Origin of the sequence: Neorhizobium sp. NCHU2750, from assembly GCF_003597675.1 — a bacterium.
Classification (GTDB): domain Bacteria; phylum Pseudomonadota; class Alphaproteobacteria; order Rhizobiales; family Rhizobiaceae; genus Neorhizobium.
In genome coordinates this window covers 2,137,897-2,157,472 of record NZ_CP030827.1, presented here as the reverse complement: position 1 = coordinate 2,157,472, position 19,576 = coordinate 2,137,897, and the positions used below count along the sequence as shown (strand labels likewise).

Annotated in this window: 19 protein-coding genes and 2 other RNA genes; 3 read left to right on the top strand and 18 right to left on the bottom strand. The window is 56.9% G+C overall.

Annotated features, from left to right (window positions below):
• Window positions 1-24: 24 nt before the first annotated feature.
• Window positions 25-3,699 carry an AsmA family protein gene (locus NCHU2750_RS10555; protein WP_162939578.1) on the top strand — a complete coding sequence of 1,225 codons (3,675 nt, stop codon included), beginning with the start codon at window positions 25-27 and terminating at the stop codon, window positions 3,697-3,699.
• A 174-nt stretch (window positions 3,700-3,873) separates the two neighbouring features.
• Here the strand turns inward: NCHU2750_RS10555 and NCHU2750_RS10550 are convergent, their stop codons facing one another.
• From NCHU2750_RS10550 to NCHU2750_RS10500, 12 genes are all read right to left on the bottom strand, one after another.
• Window positions 3,874-4,137, bottom strand: coding sequence for a ribbon-helix-helix domain-containing protein (locus tag NCHU2750_RS10550; protein WP_119943203.1), 264 nt, complete (start codon window positions 4,135-4,137; stop codon window positions 3,874-3,876).
• Between the two features lie 104 nt (window positions 4,138-4,241).
• Window positions 4,242-4,436 carry a DUF4169 family protein gene (locus tag NCHU2750_RS10545; protein WP_119940395.1) on the bottom strand — a complete coding sequence of 65 codons (195 nt, stop codon included), beginning with the start codon at window positions 4,434-4,436 and terminating at the stop codon, window positions 4,242-4,244.
• Between the two features lie 45 nt (window positions 4,437-4,481).
• Window positions 4,482-4,985 carry an SspB family protein gene (locus NCHU2750_RS10540; protein ID WP_119940394.1) on the bottom strand — a complete coding sequence of 168 codons (504 nt, stop codon included), beginning with the start codon at window positions 4,983-4,985 and terminating at the stop codon, window positions 4,482-4,484.
• 118 nt (window positions 4,986-5,103) lie between these two features.
• Window positions 5,104-5,434: a transfer-messenger RNA gene (gene ssrA, locus NCHU2750_RS10535) on the bottom strand.
• 31 nt (window positions 5,435-5,465) lie between these two features.
• Window positions 5,466-5,828, bottom strand: a transfer-messenger RNA (tmRNA) gene (gene ssrA / locus NCHU2750_RS10530).
• On the bottom strand, window positions 5,811-6,371 hold the full coding sequence (locus tag NCHU2750_RS30460) for a hypothetical protein (RefSeq protein WP_162939577.1): 561 nt from the start codon (window positions 6,369-6,371) through the stop codon (window positions 5,811-5,813). Before NCHU2750_RS30460 ends, ssrA (NCHU2750_RS10530) begins: the two co-directional genes overlap by 18 nt.
• Window positions 6,368-8,206 carry a hypothetical protein gene (locus tag NCHU2750_RS10525; RefSeq protein WP_119940393.1) on the bottom strand — a complete coding sequence of 613 codons (1,839 nt, stop codon included), beginning with the start codon at window positions 8,204-8,206 and terminating at the stop codon, window positions 6,368-6,370. The genes NCHU2750_RS30460 and NCHU2750_RS10525 overlap by 4 nt, the downstream gene beginning before the upstream one ends.
• Window positions 8,203-9,417: a hypothetical protein gene (locus NCHU2750_RS30455; protein WP_162939576.1), complete on the bottom strand. Its 1,215-nt coding sequence runs from the start codon at window positions 9,415-9,417 to the stop codon at window positions 8,203-8,205. The genes NCHU2750_RS10525 and NCHU2750_RS30455 overlap by 4 nt, the downstream gene beginning before the upstream one ends.
• A gap of 697 nt (window positions 9,418-10,114) precedes the next feature.
• On the bottom strand, window positions 10,115-11,536 hold the full coding sequence (locus tag NCHU2750_RS10515) for a site-specific integrase (RefSeq protein WP_119940391.1): 1,422 nt from the start codon (window positions 11,534-11,536) through the stop codon (window positions 10,115-10,117).
• A gap of 447 nt (window positions 11,537-11,983) precedes the next feature.
• The gene (locus NCHU2750_RS10510) at window positions 11,984-12,691 is read right to left on the bottom strand and encodes an SDR family NAD(P)-dependent oxidoreductase (RefSeq protein ID WP_119940390.1); all 708 of its coding nucleotides are present in this window, start codon (window positions 12,689-12,691) and stop codon (window positions 11,984-11,986) included.
• A gap of 704 nt (window positions 12,692-13,395) precedes the next feature.
• Entirely contained in the window at window positions 13,396-14,118 is a 723-nt protein-coding gene (locus tag NCHU2750_RS10505) for a hypothetical protein (protein WP_119940389.1), read from the bottom strand.
• Window positions 14,119-15,183: a ComEC/Rec2 family competence protein gene (locus NCHU2750_RS10500; RefSeq protein ID WP_119940388.1), complete on the bottom strand. Its 1,065-nt coding sequence runs from the start codon at window positions 15,181-15,183 to the stop codon at window positions 14,119-14,121.
• A gap of 486 nt (window positions 15,184-15,669) precedes the next feature.
• Between NCHU2750_RS10500 and NCHU2750_RS10495 the strand changes: the two genes are divergently transcribed.
• Complete coding sequence (locus NCHU2750_RS10495) at window positions 15,670-16,239, top strand: hypothetical protein (protein ID WP_119940387.1); 570 nt, start codon at window positions 15,670-15,672, stop codon at window positions 16,237-16,239.
• 72 nt (window positions 16,240-16,311) lie between these two features.
• A complete protein-coding gene (locus NCHU2750_RS30450; RefSeq protein ID WP_162939575.1) occupies window positions 16,312-16,476 on the top strand; it encodes a hypothetical protein in 165 nt (54 codons plus the stop codon).
• A gap of 323 nt (window positions 16,477-16,799) precedes the next feature.
• Here the strand turns inward: NCHU2750_RS30450 and NCHU2750_RS10490 are convergent, their stop codons facing one another.
• The 6 genes from NCHU2750_RS10490 to NCHU2750_RS10465 all read right to left on the bottom strand — a co-directional run bounded on the left by NCHU2750_RS10490 (window position 16,800) and on the right by NCHU2750_RS10465 (window position 19,511).
• Window positions 16,800-17,126 carry a tetratricopeptide repeat protein gene (locus NCHU2750_RS10490; RefSeq protein ID WP_119940386.1) on the bottom strand — a complete coding sequence of 109 codons (327 nt, stop codon included), beginning with the start codon at window positions 17,124-17,126 and terminating at the stop codon, window positions 16,800-16,802.
• Window positions 17,123-17,506 (bottom strand): hypothetical protein, encoded by a 384-nt coding sequence (locus NCHU2750_RS10485; protein WP_119940385.1) that lies wholly within the window; start codon window positions 17,504-17,506, stop codon window positions 17,123-17,125. Before NCHU2750_RS10485 ends, NCHU2750_RS10490 begins: the two co-directional genes overlap by 4 nt.
• The gene (locus NCHU2750_RS10480; protein ID WP_119940384.1) at window positions 17,506-17,868 is read right to left on the bottom strand and encodes a DoxX family protein; all 363 of its coding nucleotides are present in this window, start codon (window positions 17,866-17,868) and stop codon (window positions 17,506-17,508) included. The genes NCHU2750_RS10485 and NCHU2750_RS10480 overlap by 1 nt, the downstream gene beginning before the upstream one ends.
• Window positions 17,865-18,347 carry a flavin reductase family protein gene (locus tag NCHU2750_RS10475; RefSeq protein WP_245480380.1) on the bottom strand — a complete coding sequence of 161 codons (483 nt, stop codon included), beginning with the start codon at window positions 18,345-18,347 and terminating at the stop codon, window positions 17,865-17,867. Before NCHU2750_RS10475 ends, NCHU2750_RS10480 begins: the two co-directional genes overlap by 4 nt.
• Before the next feature lie 117 nt (window positions 18,348-18,464).
• On the bottom strand, window positions 18,465-18,800 hold the full coding sequence (gene fdxA, locus NCHU2750_RS10470) for a ferredoxin FdxA (RefSeq protein ID WP_119940382.1): 336 nt from the start codon (window positions 18,798-18,800) through the stop codon (window positions 18,465-18,467).
• 108 nt (window positions 18,801-18,908) lie between these two features.
• Window positions 18,909-19,511 carry a superoxide dismutase gene (locus tag NCHU2750_RS10465; protein WP_119940381.1) on the bottom strand — a complete coding sequence of 201 codons (603 nt, stop codon included), beginning with the start codon at window positions 19,509-19,511 and terminating at the stop codon, window positions 18,909-18,911.
• Between the last annotated feature and the right edge of the window lie 65 nt (window positions 19,512-19,576).

Genomic DNA, 19,576 nt, shown 5'->3' with positions numbered 1-19,576 from the left:
TGAGAGAAAAGGAGAACGGGAACGGTGATCGGACGGGTGATGCTGGCAATCGGCGGCGTGATCGTCGTGGTGCTTTTCGCCGCGCTGCTTGCGCCGTTCTTTCTCGACTGGTCGAGTTTTCGGGTGGAATTCGAAGAGCAGGCGAGCCGCATGCTCGGCAAGAAAGTGTCGGTGCATGGCAAGGTCGATGCCCGTATCCTGCCATTCCCGTCGATCACGCTGCATGACGTGCGCATCGGCCCCGATGCGGAAGGCAAGCCGCTGGCGCAGATTGCCAGCTTCTCCATGGACATGGAGCTTGCGCCGTTTCTCTCCGGCGAGGCGCGGATCTTCGATATGCGCATCGACGATCCGAAGGTCAGGGTGCATATCCTGAAGGACGGTACGCTCGACTGGATGCGTGGCAGCAAACCCGCCATTCCAACGCGGGTCGTCGTCATCGAGGACGTGCATGTCACCAATGCTTCCGTCGATCTTGTCGACGAGCAGTCGGGGCGATCGCGCAGCCTGACCGGGCTGACGGCTGAAATGTCGGCTCAGTCGCTTGCCGGGCCGTGGCGCGGCGAAGGCAATGCCACGCTCGACGGCGAGGAGGCGCATTTCAGCCTCGTGACCGGTGCTGCCAATGTCGAGGAGAAAAAGCTGCCGCTGCGGCTGAGGGTCTGGCCGGATGCAGCGCCGCTGGAAGTCAATCTCGATGGCGACCTGGCGCTTGCAGACAACGTGCCGACCTATGGCGGCAATTTTACCGCCAATGTGCTGCAGGAAGAGGACGATACCGAGCCGGTCAACGCGCCGCCTCCGGCCCCGCGCGTAAAGGGCACGTTCGAGCTCACCAATGACCGTATCCGCGTTTCCGACTACCGTCTGGAAGCGGGTGCGCTCAACGATCCCTATGTGGTGACGGGAGAGGCGACGCTCGATACGGGCGTGAAGCCGGAATTCCTGCTGACGGCCGAGGGGCAGCAGATCGACGCCAACCATATCGGCCAGCAGCAGGGAGAGCGCGGCAAGACCAGCCGCGATGCGGCAAGTTCCGCCCAGAGACGGCTGCATGCCTTCGTCGAGATGGCGGCCTCGATCCCGATCCCGCAGGTTCCCGGTCATGCCAGCCTCAAGCTTCCTGCGGTCATCTGGAACGACACGACCATTCGCGACATCCAGCTCGATGTCAGGCCGGCCGGTGCCGGCTGGACGGTGGACAAGGCCGTGGCGACCTTCCCCGGCCGGACGAAAATGGAAGCAAGCGGGGCGCTGGTTCTGGAGGGCAAGCCGTCCTTCAAGGGCAATATGCTGTTTGCCTCGACGCAGCCGTCCGGACTTGCCGACTGGTTGTCCGGACATGTGGATCCGGCGATCCGGCAGCTTCGCACGGCCGGCTTTTCCGCCGATGTGGATCTGACGACGGAACGCCAGCGTTTCGCCGATCTCGAACTCTCGATCGGCCCGGCAACGCTGAAGGGCGATATCGAACGGCATTCCCAGGCCGGCCAGCCGCAGAGCCTTTCACTCGATCTGTCCGGCGACGAGATTGATCTCGATGCGATGCGTGCGCTCGGCTCGCTGGTGACCGGCGAGGATGCGGGCCGCAGCGTGCTGGACCACAGGCTCGAGGCCAAGCTCAAGGCGCAGAAATTCACCGCCTTCGGGGTGACCGCGGAGAATGTCGATACGGCCTTCACAATGGCCGGCGGTGTTCTGTCGCTCGGCCATCTTTCGGCGGGTGACATTGCCGGTGCCAAGGTCTCGGCGGTGGGGCAGGTCGAGGGATCTCTGCTCGACTATAAGGGCACGGCCAAGGTGCATTTCCAGTCGGCCGATCCAACGGCGTTCATGGCGATGCTGAAACAGCAATTGCCGGAACATCCGGTTCTCGACCGGCTGGCTGCAAATGCCGGATATTATTCCAAGGCGGATCTCTCGGCTGACCTGACGGTCGGGCAGGGGGGCGGTGGGCTGGCGGCCAAGGTGACCGGCACCGTCAACGGCAGCAGCGTCAACGCTTCCGTCGATCTTCCGACGCTCTTCGACCTGACCGGCGGGAACGCGATGACGCTTGCCGCTTCGCTTGCCAATCCGCATTCGGAAGTGCTGCTCGGCCAGGCCGGTATCGACATATTGCCGTTCGGCGCAGACGGGGCGGGCACGCTGTCGCTCGATGTCAACAAGCCTGCCGAAGGGGCAGCGAAAACGAAGCTCGCCTTCGCCACTGCGCGGACCACGCTTGCGGCAGGCGGTGACATATCGCTGGATGCCTCAGATTTCGCCGCCGGGCGCGGGCATGTGGAATTGAAGAGCCAGGATATCGAACCCTATCTGCTGCTCACCGGCATCAGCATTCCGCAGTTCGGCGGCGGCTTGCCGGTCGATATCCAGTCCGATCTCGCCATCAATGACAAGGCGATCAACATTTCGGCGCTGCACGGTCAGGCAGACGGCAACAATTTCACGGGCAGGCTGTCGATCGACCGGACGGCTGCCAATCTCAAGGCCGCCGGCGGGCTCGATGTCGACACGGTCGATCTCGGCTGGCTGGGTGAGGCCGTGTTCGGACCGCTGACCGATGCGGCTACAGGAAAACCGTCAGCCGATGCATTCTCGCTGCCGATGTTCGGCGATGCGCAGCTGGCCCTCGACCTGAAGGCACATGCATTTCATGCCGATGAAATGGGGACGATTGCCAATTTCCAAACGAAACTCGCTCACCAGCAGGGCGGAATTTCGCTCGATGAGATGAGCGGCGACTGGCATGGCGGCAAGATCGGCGGAAAGATGCTGATCTCCAACGCCAACCATACGGGCATCCTGCAGACCAAGCTCAAGGTGGACAATGCCGATCTTGGCTCTATCGCCTGGCAGCGTGGCGGCAAGCCCGTGGCGAGCGGCAGGGTGAGCCTCGGTGCGTCGGCGGAGGCGAGCGGCGCCAATATGCGGGACCTGCTTGCGGCGCTGAGCGGTTCGGGCACGATCCGGTTGGCGAGCCTTTCGGTGGACGGGATTAATCCCGATCTCCTGTCGCAGGTGATGGCATCCACCGATGCCGCCAAGGGCGAGGTGAACGAGGGCAAGGTTGCCGCGCGTGTTGCCGATATCGTCCATCGTGGCAGTCTCGATCTGGGACAGGTCAGCATTCCGGTGACTATCACCGGCGGCGATATCAGGGCGCAGGAGGTGAAGGTTCCCGCTCGTGGCCTCGTGCTGACGGGTGAGGGGCATGCCGATCTCGCCGATGGCGGGATGGATGCCTCGATCGCGGCCACCTATGACGCCAAGGACGAGGCGATTGCCGGCGGCGATCCGACGATCCGTCTCAACTATTCCGGCGATTATTCGGCGCCGAAGGAGCGCCTCGACGTTTCCGCGCTCTCCAATTTCCTGTCGATGCGCGCCTATGAACAGGAGCGTCGCCGGGTGGAGATGCTGCAGTCGAGCGTGCTGGAAAAGCAGAGGCTGCGCCGCGAGGTGGCGCTTTATAATTTCAATGCGTCCGAGCGGGCAGCGGAAAAGGCAAGACAGGCCGCCACGGAAGAGCAGCAGAAGCAGGCTGCGGCAGAAGCCGCCAAGGCTGCAGAACAACAGCGGCAACGCCAGAGCGACGGCCCGCAGCTATCCGTGCCGCCGACCGATGAGAACTTGACACCCGGAGCCCAACCGGCTCCGTCCTTCGGCGGACAAAGCCTGCCGGGCGTTGGCCAATAGGCGTTTGTGGCGAATGGTGGGATGGCGCAGGCGACGGCGCCGAGGGCTCCGGTATCACACCTGATATGGCTGTCCTGTCGATTGCCCGATCCTGATGGAGGGGGCGCTTTCGGCAGGCATGCGATAGGCTGGGAAATTGCGCGTGGGAGGCTGTTTTGAAGCCTCCGACGCGCTTCAGGCCGCCGGCAGCGCCGCCTGCGGATTGGCGTGCTGTTCGTTCTCGGTCGCGAGCGTGTTCTTCAGGTAGCGAAGAACATAGAGACGCAGGGACGACGAGAGATTGCCAAGCCCCCCGCGTTCATCATCGATTTCGGTGATCAGGCCGGCGAGGCTCATGCCCCGTGCCTTGGCGATCGTCTTCAGTTCGGACCAGAACTCATCTTCGAGAGAGAAGCTCGTTCGATGCCCGTGAAGTGTCGCAGAATGCTTGTGAATCAAAAGGGGCTCCATGATCATCATGACCAAGGGCCTCTATAAATTTGGCGCAACGGTGGACGTCAAGCGACCCAAATAGGCACAGATAACAAGATCTTAATGTCCACCTAATCTGTGTCGTTATGGGACTTGTCGAGCTTGCCCTGATCAAGGACACGCTCAGCCTTCTCGTTCAGCGCATCGGTGAGGTTCTTCTCGACCTTGCTGCGGCCGTGGCTCAGGCGATTCTGTTCGGCCTGCCGTTCCTTCTCGGAACGGGCCTTGCTCTTGCGGAACTGCCTGAGATTGACGACGTCACCCATGGCACATTTCCTCTCGCCTTGAAGGCTTTCGCCCTCGGGTCTGCGCTACTGCTTCTTGCGGAACGAATCGAGCGAAACGACGGAGCCTTCCTTCTTTTCCTCGCCGTTTTCCTTGGCGGGCTCGGAAGGCTTGGCGGCGGCATCGACCGGAATGGCGGTGATTTCGGCGGAGGCTTCCTCTTCTTCCGTCAGCGGCACCTCGAATTCCAGTTCGAAATTCACCGACGGGTCATAGAAACCGCGGATGGCATTGAAGGGGATGACCAGGCGTTCGGGCGTATCAGAGAAGGAGAGGCCGATCTCGAACTGGGTATCCGTCACCTTCAGGTCCCAGAACTGGTGCTGAACGACGATGGTCATCTGCTCGTTGTACTTGGCCTTGAGGTGCTGGGAGATCCGCACACCCGGCGCATTGGTCAGGAAGGTGATGAAGAAATGATGATCGCCGGGCAGACGGCCGGTGGCCGCGACTTCGGAGAGAACCTTTCGAATGACGCCTCTGAGCGCATCCTGTGCCAGAATATCGTAACGGATATGATCCTGAGCCATGCGGTCCTGTCTTTCCCTGTTAACGTCTTTTAGTAAGACGCGTTATGCCATGCCGTTCCCGCGGGCGGAAGTCCCGTTCCGTCGAGTCAGTCCTGATTGTATTCCAGTGAAGGGGGAAGGTGAAGGCTTCTGTTGCCAGGTGCCTTCGGACCCCGCCTTACGGGGCTAACCGTAAGGACTTAGAGCGGAATTCCCGCACCGCCATTAGGCAGCGAGAGCGTATTCCTTAGCGTTGTTGTCGTTTGCAACTACACTTGTGACCCGATAACGGCGGTATCATGCCGAGCAAAAGTTCGATCTTTACACCCTTGTCGATCCTATTTCGCCCCCATCATAAACCGGCCTGATCATGCCAGCTTGTGGTGGAGGCGCCGGGTACCGAACTTTATAAGGACATGTTACCGGTTAGTCGACGGTAAAAGCATTACAGAAACAATACTTTAAAGCGACATGCATTTCAACTAACTGCAATCTGGGAAAGGTGGAGGTTTCTGTTGCCAGGTACCTCCGGACCCCGCCTTAAAGTGCTAACAATAAGGACTTAGGTCGGATTTCCCGCACCGCCATTAGGCAGCGAGAGCATAACCCTTAGCGTTGTTGTCGTTTGCAACTACACTTTTTGACCCGATAACGGTGGTATCATGCCGAGCACAGCTTTTGTCTTTCAACACCAGTCGATCCCATGTCGCCCCCATTTGCCGATGAAACGATCATCAGGTGATTTGGTGGAGGCGGGGGCATCGAAGCCCCGTCCTGTATGTCTATTGCACAAAAGGTTTAGCACCGTAGCCTCCTTGAGAAGGCAGGATTGAGATAGTGTATTTTTTACCGAGTTTCAATGGGCTGTCGCCGGTGAAGAGGAACAACAGTCAATTCCTGTGAGCCTCGTAGCTCTCTAATAACGCGAAGCGCCTGACGAAGATCGAGTTGCCACTTGTGACCGTGGGTCAGCACTCGACTGAGATAGTCTTGCAAATCATCGCGTTCTTGCCTTAGGCGGTCGTAGCGCGCTTGTAACTGGATGAACGCCAAGGAGGGGGTGTGGCCAAGATCTAGGTCTGGTCGTTCGGCGAGGTGCTGAAGAAGCCTCTGGTTCACGTCGGTAAGAAACGAAATGACCTTCGGTTTCGTCGTCCTACGGTGTTTTTCACCATTCAGGAAATTCCACCCGAGTCCACAAAGTCTCATGAAATCCCCTTGCTCCAGCTCTATTTTGTCGTTCTGCTCAAGTCGGGCGTAGAGGGACCCGTCTTGAAGCTCTTTTTCAACGAGGGCCATTCCGGCTTGGATTTTTCCGATTGCCTCGTGTGTCCGCGAGTATGCGGCAACTTTGAGTCCATCTACCGCCGCCCGCTTGCGCGGCGGGCTATCCTTTTGCGACGTCATAGCATTCCCTTCAAGGTTGGAACGTCGGAAAGCAGTTGTTCAAACTCGTGTCGTAGATCTGGCCACGCGTGCAGTTGATCCTCCATTTGGTGCAACCAATATGTCTTCTGAAGCCCTGACGACGAGGCGAGCCCCCCAGAGCGTGCCATCTCGATTTCCCACAACAAAAGCTCGCGCCGATACATCTCCTGGACTTGCCAAGTGCACTCGGCGGTGCATAGGCCTGCGTGTGGGATGATGTCTCCGCACTTCCCGCGCACCGTGCCTTGCTTCATGCAGAGTATTCCAGGGGCCACCGGGATTGGTATGGTCTGTTGGCGAATGAGTTCTTCAACGAAGATGTCAATCGTTTTCGGAACGACCACGCCGGTATCCTCAGCTAAGGCTGCAACGCGTTCTTCCAAGCGGCGCCCTGCGTTTCCCCCTAGACCTCGACCACCTGCCGCGATCGTAGTCTCCAGCAGCGTTCGTGTCCCGTTCCGGAAGCCCTCGAGACACTCTGCATAGATTTCCTCACGGACGAAAGGATTTGAAAGACCATAGCCAGCCGTCGTTCCCCGGTCGACGTGGTCCATAACTGCCTGGGCTGCAGCTAGACCATTGGTCACTGTCCTGACAACGTTGGCGATAAGGGTTTTGCGACCGGTGTATTGCGTGATTCGAAATGGAAGACCTGTTATTTCACAGAAGCGTTTCAGGATTCCATTCCACCTGTTTGTACTGTATTCCAGATCTTCGCCCCTACCTGAGAAGAGCCTCTCAGTCCGCTGTCCCAGCAACGAATGCAGTTCTTGCAATCCGCAACCGGCCTGATAGACCAGTTCCGAAACACGAAGGCGTTTTTCGTTTCCCCCAATATTCCGAAGGCCCTTTGTCGTTACCGAGTCTAGGGTGAAATGATTTAGGGATACGAAGGCATCGCTCTGGTGCTGAAGAACAAAACCGCTTTCTATGGACAGCAGTTCACTGGGGCGGCACCCTATGGCGTCTCCTATCAGTGCCCCTGTGGCTGCTTGATATAGTTGGAACAAAATATCCGGGTATCGAAAGTTCTTCTTTGCGGTTTCTGGAAATATCCTTTGCAACCACTCGACTGCGTCACTCGAGCGTCCTGTCAATAAGCATTCTTTCGTCCACGCAATGAAAGAGCCACGATTGTCAATAATCAAGAGGACTTTTGTCAGCAGTTCCTGGCGTTGCTCGTCGGTAAGGGGCTGCTTGCCTTTCGGGAGCGATGTATCCGCGTTTCGGATCCCAACCTCTACATCAAAGTCGTAATCTTTAACGCCGTCAGTGAGGTAACCTCGGCGTGTTAACTCTACAAGGTTATCGAGCCACAAACAGAGCTGGTCTATTTGTGAACTGCTACGCGACGCGAGACCGATGATTGTCTGGATGTTGTGGGGAGTGACTTGCGAGAGACTCGTGCACCCAGCCTCCTCCGCAGCGATTGCCAGCTTGCGCAAGAGCATAAATGTGTTGGACAGGGAGGTGGTCGTCCGCGCGTCTGAAAAGATATGGATTAGATGAGTGAGGGCAAACGTGATCTCCTGAAGCTGTTGAAACAGCAGAGATCCTGGGCTTAGGCGTCGCTTTGAGCCGTTGGTGAGCCAGGCTCTTCCCAAGAAATTCAATTTGCTCTTGTAGTGCGCTCCTGGCGGATACCAGGATTTGGGAAAATGCCAAACTAGATCGCCGTAAACGGAAAGCGGCGATACCTTCTTGGCTTTGGAGTAGGGTGGGCGGCCGTCATCGAGCGCCCGTGCGAAAACAAACCACAAACTTGCATCGATGTCGTCGTCACCAAGGTAGTCCTCCAGTACAGCGATATTCATCGGCTAGCCTGTGACTGATGCGCCAGCAGGCGCTTCTCCTTCGTCACGGCTGCCGCTGGATATCGAGCGAGTATGCGTTCGATGTTCCGGAGCCGTTGCGAAAGGATGTTCTCGAACTGAGCGGCAAGGCCGACACTTGAAAGGTTGGTCCTTAGCTCGTCCCATCGCCTAACTAGAAATGGAAGTGCATCGGGCAAAAAACGTGCAAGAGGGCAACCGTCGATACAATCTTGTTTCCGGCATAAATCGCCCGGTGGGGTTCCGCCGCTGTACTGCGGAGGCGCAGATCTAGGACTGGCGCACCGGTTCCCGTATCGGCTTTGATTTGTCGGGTCGAGAACATTCTCGATCTGCCAGTCTTCAAGTCCAGAATCCCTGAGCACCTTCTTCAAGTTGGCAAGTGAGTATTTCGCGGCTCTTACGAGGGCGATCGAAGCATCAAAAATCTTGACGAACAGTTCCTCGCTCTTTCTTAAAAACTCCTGACGGTGAGCGTACGCTGCAGCGGTGGCTCTGGACGAATGGCGAGCAAGCATATGAAGAACTAGAAGGTTGTGCCCAGACGCCTTGAAACCGAACTGAAGCCCGACGTCGCGTAAAGCTCTTATTCCGCCTTTAATGCCGTACCTAGAGAGAATGCTCGGCAAATTCTGGAACCTGGAACCCTCGCGAGTGACGTATTTAATCGACGTAATGCCGTCATTGGTTCGGTAGATAAACATATCGTCTTGGATAAATTGCAGCCTTTCGAGCTCTTTGTTCTCTTTGGCGGTGCGATATTCCTTGCGCGACAGTTCCTTAATCCGACGGTTTACCTCCAGCCGCAGCGGGGCGGTTATAGACTGCACAGACTTCAATATCTGATATGGATGGGACCAAGGCGTTACCAAGCTCGGAAACGAGACGGCGCGTGGAATGTTCGCGACTTCAGAAGCTTGAGCACCGCGCAACTTGGGCAGGACGACTGTGACCCACGCCTTCCCGGCTTCGCTGTCGTTGATCGAGTAGGGATATGGCTTCGACCACTGGCTCGAAGCCTGAAGATCCGCGACGCACTGGAAGTTAACCATTGATCGGATCATCAAGAGCACGACGAATGGAACAAGGTCTTCGAATGTGGGATGATAGAACCGCATATGTGACAGGAGGTGGTATCCGAGCTTCGCTCCCTCGGCTGGATCAATTGTTATCGCCCCAGGCTTACCCTCCATTAATCTAATGACCCCGCGATTCCCCGCTGCCACCAGGTCGGCCTCAGTTTGAACCCGAAGCCCTAACACCTCTCGACAAACCCAAAGGCGATTTTCAAGCTTGTCCCAGTCGCCCGGCGCTCCGCCATGGGCTCGGCGAGGGTCTCTGCCCACAGAACGCATTGCTTCAGCGATCCGGTGCCTATGAAGTATTGCTCGGGCATCTTCCTTCGCAAGCTTGACAGCGTGGCGAGCGTCACGCTCATCTATCGCGTCCCTTGCTGGTGGGCGCCCATCGATATAGGGATTCGGTGGGATTATGTCGCTTGGGACTCCAATGGCCCTGAGCAGTCGCCAGAAAAACCGAACGCGTGCCGCCCGGGAAGCGTAGTCTTTGCAATAGAAAATAAAATGCGCGCAAAGGAATGAGGTAATATCATTGGCGCTTTTTATCGAACTATCCTCAAGTTTTTCATGGTGGTCCAAGAATTGCTTGATGAATCGAAGTTGTGTTCGCTGTGCGTCGGTGTTTTGCTTTTCCTTTAGGAATTCTTTTCTGATTATAAGGGCATGATTGTGCAAAAAGGCACAGTTAGAAATCTCCAGGAAATCTTGGTCTCTCTCGATAGAGGAATGCGTCTTTAGAGGTCGTTGCGCGATAGGGGGCGAAAAGTCCCGCTTCACAACGGGAGGCGTAGATTTACCTATTTTTGGGCCTCTACGCATTTTGCCCGTCCAAGTAATTGTTCCACATCGTGAAGTATTTGGGCGTCAACCACCATTCGATCACGAGCTTGATGTAGCCGGCGGTATCTTCGAAATAGGTATGGCCGAGATGGAGCTGAAGCGTCCTGGCTGGTGCCTCTGCGATCTTTTCGATTTGTTCGTAAGAGAGCTGATCCATGGTGAGGCCTTCGCGGGCCGCTTGACCTTCAATTGCGTTCTTCAAATAGAAGCATGCGAAGAGGTGCCTCAAAACATGGGCAGTTATTTTGACGGCGTCTGTACTGTTTTCATTTGCTCGGCTGATCCCGCGGATCATAGCGGCGGCGGTCAAGGGGTGACCGTCGCGATTGAGAAAAAGTTGAGCTGGCGCATCCAGCGGACTAATGTTGTTCCGGTTCAGGATATGTATGCGCGTGCTATCGGCATAATGCCAAGCTGCCTGCGCTGTCTTTCTAGCCATGTGAACGAGCCGGACCTTGGCGCCCTTGCCAATAACCCTCATGCTGATCACATCAGCATCGGAAAAGGATACCCGTCTGTCGGGAAGGACGCCGATCATTGCGTCGTCTGAAAGGTTATATTTCAGAAGACGGGTTTGGCTGGTCCATTTGCGGTGGCTAACACTTCGGCGTATGTGGCTGAGTTTGCGCGCATGCATCACTCCGGGAAGAAGCGTGTTCTCCTCGGTCTCGCTTATCCTGAGACCTATCTCCAGGGTATGGAGAAGTGCAGGTCGATGAGATTCCGCGGACACCCTTTCCAGCCAGTCAATGAGGCCATCCATTGGCGGTAGGACGCCGTTCCCTGGAATGGTTCGTGTTCTTCGAAAATTCTGTTTCTTTGGTCGATCTGTATCGGGCTCCTCCGCACGTGAGGAATACGACAGATTTGCGTCGTGAGTGGCGAGTATAATGTCTCGCGATGTTGGGTGCTGTTCGAAACGATCTACTAGACCTTCCAGTGCCATCCATCGGTAGCACAATAGCACCTCGTTGATCCGAAAGTAGATGGTCTCTTGTGGGTGCAATGGCGCTTCATGACCATCCTGCCAGAATTGCTGGGTCCAATAACCCCGGGTTAGTGCATCCTGGTAGATTTCTGTGACATGCCACTCTTTGATTTGATGCCATAGAAGCACGCCGAGGTTGGGATGCGCTTCTTCCGTCTCACCCCAGGTAAGCGCGTTGCATATCGAGTAGCCGACCTTTTTTACGGTATTATGCGAAAGCTCTTTCAATTTCGTCCGTGGCTTTGCGAGGTTCTCTGGGTCAATCTTCCCTCTGCATCGATCGTAGATGTACCAGTTGACGGGGCTGGTAAGGTTCCCCGTGACATCCGAGATGAACGGATACCCTTCTCTCATGTTGTTCATCAGAGGGATGTGCGCCGACGTCGGCCAATGCAAAAATGCCACCAGAACCTCCTCAACGGAAACTGCACTTAATGGCGTCGGATAGTGCCATTTGAAGTGCGTGGATTTCTATCAAGTGGTGAGGATGTTGTAAATCGAAAATATGTCGATAAAACAAATGGTTAGTGTCAACAATTAAGGAAGGATTCGCTCGCGAATCCATGTTCAGATCGTGCCGTTGAGGATTTCTAGGATTCAATCCTTGAGTTTGCTTCGCGAGTCCTTGCCGTCGCACAAAGTTCGGCGATAGCGGCGGCGGCGATAGGGTATCGTTTCATGAAATCCATATCCCCGTTGTCCCGAACGAACGCGGGTGATGGGAGATGGTTCTGAGTGATCACAGTACTTCGTCTGCGTTCCGGAGGGCGCAAATGACTGTGCTGATGCAGGGACGCAGCCTTGGCAATCTTTGCGGACCGAGGGCGAGCACGCTTCCGAGGGACGATAAAACTACCAATCGATCGCGCTGCCGTCATATGCAACGAACACACCAGTCTCCCGCAGGCCGTCTGCGGAGCGGAGAATACTCCTTGCCGCCTCATCCGGCGACACCGTCGGATGTCCGCTGGAATACGGTTCCGACAAGGCTGTCCGGACGGTGCCAGGATGGATCGCGGCTATGACCGCTTCGGCATGCGTGCGTGACGTCTCGATCGAGGCAGTTCTGACGATCTGATTGAGTGCCGCCTTCGATGAGCGGTACGACACCCATCCACCGAGCATGTTGTCTCCAATAGACCCTACGCGTGCGGACAGGAACAGCGCAATCGAACGGGAGCCGCGATCGAGTAGAGGCACGAAGTGCTTCGCGATCAGAGCAGGACCTACCGCGTTCGTTTTGAACTGGGCAAGCATGACTTCGGGGTCGAGATGCCTGAAGGATTTCTCCGGCTTCGTGCCGTCAACGGTGAGAACTCCGGTAGCACACACCAGCAGATGGATCGGTCCGGCAATCGCGGTTGCTGCGGCGGCGATACCTGGCTCATCGAGCAGATCCAGCCCATCGCGGCTTCGGGAGAGCTCGATGACATCTCCGACGTTTCTCTGCTGCCTGACGAGAGCAGTGATCGCGGAGCCGATGCCGCCGCTAGTCCCGATGATGACTGCTCTGAAATCTGCGGAAAGAGAAGGCAGCAGTTCTCCATCGTGGTTCGTCATCTGTCCGAGTAAGTTCCATGCGCGTCAGTGCCGCGACGCTTCAGGCGTTCTCGGTTACGCCGCTCCCCGACAGGCCTCGGTTCGGTGCGATGCGACTCGAACCCAGACCGCTTGAGCTCTTTGGCCAGCGTCGGTCTTAGTGCTGAGCGCACGAAAGCGATGACATCTTTCAAGCCTACCACTGCTTAGCCTCCTAGTATCCCTAAAGCGATAACGCAGGTGATCGTCCAGGTCGAACAACATCAAGAAGATAGCCTGAGCGTGAAATGACTCAAGTCCCCCCGCCACCGGATCGCCCATCAATAGTCGCGCATGCCAGGGCGCGAGGCGGCTTGGGATTCGAGACAAGGAAATGCCTGATACCTGTCGCCTTCCGCGCTGACGAGTTGGTCGCAACCCAACGCGACCATTCTGCGAAGCTGGAAGAGAACTAAGGATCGTTGTGTTGCTAGATTCCATTCCCATGAACGCTTCGGATCGACGTCGGTTCATCGAGCCGAAATCAGTCGCATCGCTTCGGTTTCAACAACAGCTTCTAGTCGATCCCCTGCAGCGACGAGCGCGATGAGTCGTTTTCCGGCCGCCCCACGGACAAATGAGGGTCGAAAAAAAACGCCGTTTGATCATGCGAACGGGTGTTCGATAATGGCCGAACGGATGGTAGGACATCAAAATTCCGTGTCACCGCTATCTGCAGCATAGGATCATCCGGATGCCCGGATCAGATCCTCGCCTGAGAGCACGAGTTGCCGACCATAGGTATCGGCGGCCTCGAGGACCGAGCCTCGCGTCACACCGAAAATGAAATAGAGCGCGTGGAGAGCTGCCACGATCAATACGATGCCGTACTGGGCAAGGTTCTCTCCGCTGGCGCTGTATATAAGAAACACGCTGCCGGCGACCGTAAGCAGATTGAGCACGAGGCCGGGAAAACGTAGTCCATAGAGGTTCCTTCGAAACCCGTATGAAACGTTCTCCGCAAAGAGCAGGCTAAACCTCGACTGATTCCGCATTCGTTCCCGAAGAAAGTCCCCGGACGCGACATAAAACTCATCGGCCTTCACGGGGTCTGCTTGTTCCTCCTGTGGGGTTGGAGCCTGCCCTCCGATTTCCCCGGCGACAAAGGCAAGAATTCGCGCCTTCGATAAAGAATTCAAAGTATCGTCGCGATACCTGAGAACGGTCGGGAAGGGCCTGCCGTTGGAAGAACAGAACAACTTTCTTTCTGCTCGCCGGCCTAACCTGCGCGCAATGTCAGCGAACGCGAAGAACAGTACGCCGGTGGTAGCTGTCATGAGCACGTCAGGCAGTCCGATATCCTTGTAGTCAGCACCGACTGTGACCAATAGGAAAACGAGAGCCGGCGCGATTCCAAGCATTGCGGGAAACAGACGAGCGCGGATGATGTAGCCGTCGAGAAAGTCCATCTATTCCTCGTAGGAACTGGTGAAGGGCACGTGTTCGGCCGCAGATCCCGCTCTCGTCGGCATATTCTCATGGTGCCGGAGCCACGCGACCCCGCGCGTGCTATAGACAGGATAGCCACGCCTCAGAAATGCGTTGGACACGCGCTTCCTCGGATATTCCGGCTTGTTGTCCCCGACCGAGCAAAACGCCAGTCCGCGCGTTTGCGCCCCTTCGGGCAGGGGAGCGCCGAGCCACTTGTCGAGCACTGATGGCGTGACGTTGCGCCGACTCCCGTGATGAGGGACCTGGATAACGGCGGGAGCGGATAGAAATCCGTAACGTGCAGCGGTGTCCGCAGCTTCAGAAAGCGCCATAGGGCCGGCGTCGGCAGTCAGCAAGACCGTTTTTCCATCGAAAACACCGAGCTGAACGACGCAGGATTCGTTGGATGCCGAGGTTGGAGACGGGTTCTCCTGAAGCGCTTCGTTTGCCCATGTCTCAAAGAATGCCGCCACCTTTTTAGCGACCTCTAACAGCTTGCCGAAGATGCCCTTGACAGGCTTCGCGTAGCTTTCAGGTGTCCTGTCGAACTCTGGAATTAACGACAGATATCTTACTCGGCTGGGCGCGAGCACGAGGAAGTTTCCGATCCAGGATCCTGCGAACGTCTCGTAGATCGGTATTCCCTTCTCTATGGCCAACGCCTCAAGCTCTACGAGCTGCGGGTATGCATCGCGGATCGCCTGGCGAAGCCCCTCCGCCGTATAGTTCCCATGGAACGCGCCTAGAAGCTCTGCTGCGTAAAGCCACGGCCTGTTCATCCAGAGTGCCCCGACGTCAAAATAACGAACGACAGGGATCAATCCGGCGATGTGATCTCCGTCCTGATGGGACAACACCACGTTCGCTATGAACGGATTGAATCCATAATGCTGATTGACATGATTGATGATGCGCTGGCCCGTTTCGACATAGCCACCATCGGTTATGTGAATCGTATATCCGAGTTCGGACGTGCCGTATCTGACACAAATCGCGTCGCCGTTACTGTTTCCGACAGAAAGAAAATCTACTTCGAAACCCATGTTCCGCCCGCCCAGCCCAGGTGCAATCTGATCCCGCCGGTCAACTTGTGCAACACGCTGACGTGGTCCTCCACAGGTACTTCAATCTTATTGGGTAAAGACGCTTCAGTACATAAATTGGCCGTCTCGCAGCCGATGCGTTACCTTCCCGTCATGACCCCTTTCTCGTTCCGACGGTATTAAACCGTGTGTTACGTGAAGACTGGTGAATACACTTTCTTGACGGCGGCAGGATTCGATGTGAATCCTGCACGACGCAGCGCAATGTGCCTAACGATCGGAAAGCGCTGGTAAAACGTTGGAACAGCCAAGTCTGGGAGCCACCTCGAAATGACCAAAAAGACTCCATCGGCCAGCGGAGGCGCAAAGCCTGCACCCGCCCCTGGTAAGGGTTCTGTCACCGGCTCATTCAACGGAGGCAAAGCTGAGGTGACCCGCAGTCACGGAAACCAGCCGCCGCCGCCGCCGCCACGGAAGAAGTGATAGATGAGTGCCACTGGCGAGATTGAGGACGACGATTGTTACGTTGAAGTCTTCCATCTCAGGCATATGGCGCTGCGGAACGCCCTATATCACTCGGCGCGACGCGGATGGCTGGATGGCTGGAACCGTTTCTACAACTTTGTTGTCATACTCGGTGGTTCCGCGAGCGCGACAAAGATTGTCGCAAGCGGATCCTCTGCAGACATCTCGCTGGGACTTGTAATCGCTGCAGTAGGTGCGTCCCAGCTTGTTTGGGATTTCGGGGGGCGGGCCAGGACGCATGAGTTTCTGCAACGCCGTTTCTACGATCTCATGGCGGAAATCGACTTGACCACGCAGCCGACGAGATCGCTGTGTGCTGAATGGCGTTCTAAGATCACGCTCGCCGCTGCCGATGCGCCTCCAGCGCTGCGGGCACTAGATGCTATAATGGATAATCAGGCAACTGCGGCCTTGCGGGGGGCAAAGAGGCCTCGACTGCAGGTGAGATGGTACCAGCGTCGGCTCCGGCATATCTGGCCTTTCATCTCTGCGACATTCCCGGTTGTTGAGGGGTGGGAAGTCGATGACTGACGTTGGCGACGTGAGACTGGCAGGACGATGCAATCTACGTGGCATGGACGCGCATCCACTTGAGTTCGCAAAATGACGGTCATCCTTAAGATCAACGCCGTCTGGACCGAACGCGAGCCGAGTGGGTGTGGCATTGATCGCGCGGACGATGGTAGCGGCTGGCGGCTCGCCAAGGTCGCTGCTTCCTATGCGGCCTGCCGCGACCTTGGCGATGAGGGCGGGCGGAAGGAAGCATAGATGATTTCTATAGAATCCGAGCAGCGACGGAATCAGAAGCGTGACGCCCGTCTCGACCACATCGGCGACGCTGGAGCGATCGTGCGTTGATTACCGTGCACGCCAGCAATTGACATTAGTGCCCAAACGCGCATTTCTAAACTTAGATCGCTGGTCATTGTGCGTGAGATAGCCAGCGCCACCGGGCTGTAGGCTCGGTCCCTGCGGAGGCGGGGAAGGGTGGGTCCTAAGAGCTTCGCACCGAGACCAAATTGGTCAAGCGGCCCCGAGAGGGGCCGTTTTTGTTTGTTCGCCGGGTTCCGTGATTTTGTGAGTGAGCCAGGCTACTCGCCAGTCCGAGCCTTCATTCTGCGCAGCCAGACTTCCATCTGCCGATGCGCCTGTATGTCTCCGTTATCGAGAGACGTTCTGCTTCCCGTAAGCCAAGCGGCGACGGCCCCCTCGGTGTCTCCCAGCAGTTCCTTGCACTTACCGAGTTGTCCCCATGCGGCTGAGTAGGTTGGCGACATTTCGACGGCAGCATCCAGATGGACGAGCGCCTTTTCAGCGGCACCGGACGCCATCAACGATCGTGCGAGCGTAAATCTCAGCAGAGAACTGTCCCGCCCTCGCTCAAGCTCTGCTTCCAGTCGTGAACTAAGCTCTGTCATGATGCCTGGCATTCCGGCGCGGCAGCATCCCGGCTGACCAATCGGTTAATCCGTGCTGCCATGGACAACGCCTCATCAACCGTGTCGAGAACCCGAGGGAAAACGCCTTGCTCTGTCCAGAGAACCACGCCGTGGATGAGACCGCGGCGGGTCGATCTGGCAAACATCGTGACATCGGCAGGCATGTCGGCGGCGTGGATTTCGGCGTAGACTTCCGTCGGCACAGACGACCATTCCCTTGCCGGAATGCTCCAGGACATCAGAGCCTGCGCCTCCGTCCAGAATGGTGCCGAGACATGACCATCGGAACCCTTGGTGACGACGACATATCGGCCGGCTTTCTTGAGCCTCAGAATGCTAATAGGTGATGGCGTGGACATCAGGTAGCCTTGCTCGCGATCGTGGAGGGCGTCACCCAGAAATCGACCGCGACCGCGGCGAGGAGAGCCAACGGCGGAAGGGATGCTACATAGTCGCAGTCGATCACGGCGGTAGCGACCGCGGCGGAAGAAAGCGTCCCCGCTGTAGCCAGTCCGGCCAACCGGGCCGAGGGTATAGCTAGGAGAACGGCAGCTTGGACCGACAAGAATCCGATCAGGCCTGCGAATTCTCTGGGTGACCCTGCGCGATCAAAGAGATTGACTGTCGCAGGATGCCCGATGATCAGAAGCACTCCGCCGAGCGCGAACATCGCGGCGAGGGTGCCGTTAAGCAAAGATGCGAGTACTGAGGCTTTCTTCATTCCGGCGAGCCTTCTCCGCACGTGTCGGCATCGCACCTCAGTGTCGCATAGGACCGCTCGTTCCAAAGAAGATGGCCGACAGCACCTTCCGCTTCGGCGTGGACGATCGTGCCGACGAACAGCATGTGATCAGTCGCATCGATTGACGACGTGAGCTCGCAATCGAAAGAAAGGACAGCACCGACGAGCCTCCTGTTGCCTGATGGCCAGAAATTCCAGTCGGCCGACTTGAAGCGATCGGACTGCAGCCATCTGCCCGCGAACGCATCTCCGACATCCTGATGCTTGTCCGAAAGAAATGACACGGAGAACGACTTCGAGGCACCGATGAGATCGATCAGACGGCTGCGCACGTCGATCGAGATCATGATACGTGGCGGTACGGCACTCAGTGGCATGAACGACGTGATCGTTCTGCCAATCTCCTCGTTACCGCCGCGCGCCGTCACGACGGCAATGGAGAATGCCAACGCCGACATCGAATTCTTGAATTCGCTCTCACTAACAACGGGGGAATTCGTTGCACCCAAAGGCAGGTGCAAGTGTGCGATAGGACGCTTCAACGGAATAACTGTAGGCAACATAACATGCCGGACTTAGGAGTCCGCTCCTGGTTCCTTGGAGAAGATTGCTAGTTTCGCGGCCGCGCCGTTCATGATGTCCGCGTTCGCGGGCGGAGCTTTCTTTTCATGGATTCGGGGCCATATCTCGGAATAGTGGCGGTTGAGGTCGAGCCAGGACTGTATGCCCGGCTTGTTGTCGGGAAGGATTGCCGCTGCCGGACACTCCGGCTCGCAGATGCCGCAGTCGATGCATTCTTCCGGATGAATGACGAGCATGTTCTCGCCTTCATAGAAACACTCGACCGGACAGACTTCGACGCAGTCCATGTACTTGCATGCTATGCAGTTTTCGGTGACGACGTATGCCATCTTGCCTCTCCATTAACGCGTGCAGCCGCGCAGGGAAGGGCGCTGCTGCACGCGGTCGACCGCTCTTGCTGGGGACACTGACAAGATGCGGTTGGAACTCGTGAAGGATTAGAGACGCGCCGCTACGGCGTTCCAGTCGACGAGCTTGTCGATGAAGTTCTCGATGTAGGCAGGACGCTTGTTGCGAAAGTCGACGTAGTAGCTGTGCTCCCAGACATCGCATCCTAGGAGCGTCTTGTGTCCGTGGCACAACGGGTTCACGCCATTTTCGGTCTTCACGACGCGCAAAATCCCTGCTGCATCATCACGGATGAGCCAGACCCATCCCGAACCGAACTGCGAAACGCCGGTGGTAACGAACTCGTTTCGAAAATTCTCGATCGAACCGAACGACTGCACGATGGCGCTGCCGAGATTGTCAGGCATCGACACCTGTTCCGGGCTCATGATCTCCCAGAAGAGGTTGTGGTTCCAATGCTGAGAAAGATTGTTGAAAAGCGGCGACTGGTTGACAACCCCGGCATGATAGGTCGCGACCACGGCCTGCTCCAAGCTCATGTTCTCCCACTGGGTGCCAGCAACAGCCTTGTTGCCGTTGTCGACATAGGCCTTGTGGTGGAGATCGTGATGGAGCTTGAGCGTCTCCTCTGACATGCCGAGGGGAGCAAGCGCATCGTAGGCGTAGGGTAGTTCGGGTAGCTCGAATGCCATCGAGTATTCCTTTGTCACTGTTCATCGGAAGTCGAAAAAGGCCTTGCGGGAACAAGGTGACATCA